Source organism: Mycobacterium sp. 3519A (assembly GCF_900240945.1).
GTDB lineage: Bacteria > Actinomycetota > Actinomycetes > Mycobacteriales > Mycobacteriaceae > Mycobacterium.
This window is the reverse complement of sequence record NZ_OESG01000005.1, coordinates 1-1,125: the sequence shown is the minus strand read 5'-3', so window position 1 is coordinate 1,125 and position 1,125 is coordinate 1. Positions and strand designations below refer to the sequence as shown.

At 63.6% G+C, this 1,125-nt stretch carries 1 protein-coding gene; it reads left to right on the top strand.

Annotated features, from left to right (window positions below; all coding sequences use genetic code 11):
• Window positions 1-1,125 (top strand): condensation domain-containing protein (locus tag C1A30_RS00055; RefSeq protein ID WP_235009585.1); only part of this gene is annotated, 1,125 nt, incomplete at both ends.

The following is a 1,125-nucleotide window of genomic DNA, read 5'->3' as shown; positions in this document are numbered from 1 at the left end:
ACACCACACTGAACGAAGCCGTCGAGAAAGTCGCACGCCACACCTTCGACCTGGCAACCCAGATTCCGTTGTATGCGAAGCTCTTCCGCACCAGCGACGACGAACATGTCCTGGTAGGCGTCGTGCACCACATCGCAGCCGACGGCTGGTCGATCGCCCCACTCCTGCGTGATCTCAGTACGGCGTACGCCAGCCGTTGTTCGGGGCTGCCCCCGATGTGGGCCGAACTCCCGGTCCAGTATGCGGATTACACGTTGTGGCAGCGAGCGCAGTTCGGTGATCTCGAGGACACCGACAGCCGTATCGCCGCGCAGTTGGCCTATTGGCGCGACGCGCTGGCGGGGATGCCCGAACATCTGCAGTTGCCAGCCGACCGCCCCTACCCGGCGGTGGCCGATCAGCGGGGCTCTCGGGTCACCGTCGACTGGTCGCCCGAACTGCAGCGGCGGGGGCGGGGGGTGGGGGCTAGGTATAACGCGACGAGTTTTATGGTGGTGCAGGCTGGGTTGGCGGTGTTGTTGTCGCGGCTGAGTGCGAGTTCGGATGTGGCGGTAGGGTTCCCGGTCGCGGGGCGGCGTCATCCCGCGCTCAACGACCTCGTCGGATTCTTCGTCAACACCTTGGGCCTCCGCATCGATCTCTCCGGAAATCCCACCTTTGCCGAACTGCTAAACCAAGTGCGGCATCGCAGCCTCTCTGCCTTCGATAACCAAGACGTGCCCTTCGATGTGCTTGTCGAGCGGATCAACCCCAGCCGATCGCTGACTCATCACCCACTGGTGCAGGTGATGTTGGCCTGGCAAAACCTTCCTGGGCAAGACGATAACGACCCTGGCGCCGAGTTGTCGTTGGGTGATGTGCAGGTGACCCAGGTGCCAGTCGATACCCACACCGCCCGTACGGATCTAGCGTTCTCCCTCGCCGAACGCTTCACCGAGGCCGGTGAGCCCGCCGGCATCGGCGGCGCGGTGGAGTTCCGCACCGATGTGTTTGACACCTCGACGGTTGAGGGTTTGGTGGGGTGTTTTGAGCGGGTGTTGGGGGTGATGGTTGGTGATCCGGGGGTGCGGTTGTCGTCGGTGGATGTGTTGGGTGAGGGTGAGCGTGCTCGGTTGGATGTGTGGG